The sequence below is a fragment of the Halomonas sp. 111 genome, from assembly GCF_052379685.1.
GTDB lineage: Bacteria > Pseudomonadota > Gammaproteobacteria > Pseudomonadales > Halomonadaceae > Vreelandella > Vreelandella citrativorans.
This window is the reverse complement of record NZ_JBQSYV010000047.1, coordinates 1-1,692: the sequence shown is the minus strand read 5'-3', so window position 1 is coordinate 1,692 and position 1,692 is coordinate 1. Positions and strand designations below refer to the sequence as shown.

General features: G+C 50.9%; 1 protein-coding gene. It reads right to left on the bottom strand.

Translation table 11 applies throughout. The features are described 5' to 3' along the window. Positions 1-198 precede the first annotated feature (198 nt). The gene (locus ACT3T7_RS18350) at positions 199-1,629 is read right to left on the bottom strand and encodes an IS1182 family transposase (protein ID WP_444631921.1); all 1,431 of its coding nucleotides are present in this window, start codon (positions 1,627-1,629) and stop codon (positions 199-201) included. Between the last annotated feature and the right edge of the window lie 63 nt (positions 1,630-1,692).

The following is a 1,692-nucleotide window of genomic DNA, read 5'->3' as shown; positions in this document are numbered from 1 at the left end:
CTGTGTGAAAACCTAAAAATCAGTTGGCGGTGACAGTGTTCAGTCGTATTGGCACGACTATCGGCTAGCAAGACAGATCAGAACGCTTTCATTTCATATGCCAAATCCGACGTTAATCGAGATAAAGCCTAAGAAGCCCTTACAAAAGCGCGTTATTGGCTACCGCAAGCTTGGCAGAGCTAGGTCCGGACTAAGGCCTTATGCCCGCAATGCCTGGATCAGACCCTTGGGGCCAAGGATATTCATGACGCGTTTCATGTTGTAGGCAAGCACATGAAGACTCATTTCCGTTCCGACGTTCTTAAGCCCTTTGGTTAAAAAGTGTGTCGCACCCATCCACGCTTTCAACGTGCCAAAGGGATGTTCAACCGTTTGACGACGGGTGCGCATTATATCCGGCGTCTGATCCAGACGTGATGTTACCGCCTCCAATACTTCTTCGTGTTCCCAGCGTTTAATGCGCCGATAAATACCTGTGGTGCATTGCGACTTCATTGAGCAATTCGGACAGGCCGAACTCCAATAGCAATGTAGCGTCTGGCCTTTTTCGACGTTCTTGAAGCGCCAAATAAGCCGCTCTCTCGCGGGACAGCGATATTCATTACGTTCAGGCACATATCGGAACGCTTCCCTGGGAAACATACCTTTGGCCTGGTTTGGCGAAGTTTTGGGCTTAGGGAGATACGTCGTAATACCGGCCTCATGACACGCAAGAATTTCATTACCTGTAAAATAACCGCGATCAGCGACGACGTGGAGATCACTGACGCCGCTAGCATCGCGTGCTTGCTTGGCCATCCGATAAAGCTGACGCCGGTCACTGCCGACATTAGTGACTTCATGGGCGACAATCAGATGATGCTGGCTATCGACAGCCGTCTGAACGTTGTAGCCCACGATTCCCGTTCCTCGCGTCGTCATGGAGCGAGCATCTGGGTCCGTCAACGAGATTTGCTGATCAGGGGCCTCGGTCCTTTGAATTTCAATGGATTGCAGTTGCTGAACTTCTTCTGTGAGGGAGGCGATCTTTTCCTTCAACCCTGTCGTCTGCGCTTCTGTGACAACGGTGGAGCCTTGGTCCATTGCGTCGAGTTGGCGTAAATAGCGCTCGATACTCTTATCGATTTCTTCTGCGCGGCGTTTCATTTTGGCCAAGGTAAAGTTGCGGTCTCGATTGTTGACTGCCTTAAATTTGCTACCATCGATTGCCATGACCGACTGTGAAAAAAGCCCTAGACGCCGACATATAACGACAAAGTCTCGACAGGTGGCTTGGATCGCTTTGCCGTTGTTTTTGCGGAAATCGGCAATCGTTTTGAAGTCCGGTGCGAGGCGCTCCGTTAGCCACATGAGTTCAACATTCCGCTGCGCCTCACGTTCAAGTCGGCGGCTGGATTGCACGCGGTTGAGGTAACCGTAAAGATAGATTTTTAGAAGTACAGCGGGGTGATAGGCGGGCCGACCCGTTGCCTGGGGATCAATACCTTTGAAACCCAGCTGTTTGAGGTCGAGAGCGTCTACAAAAACTTCAATGGCCCGAACCGGGTTGTCTTCAGTAACGAAATCATCCAGAAGCTCAGGAAACAACGTAGCTTGGGACCGGGATTCACCTGCAACGAAACGTTTCATCGGTACCTCCCACGATCTGTCATGGGTAGAGTATAGTCGGTACTACGTTTTCACACAGCCTCG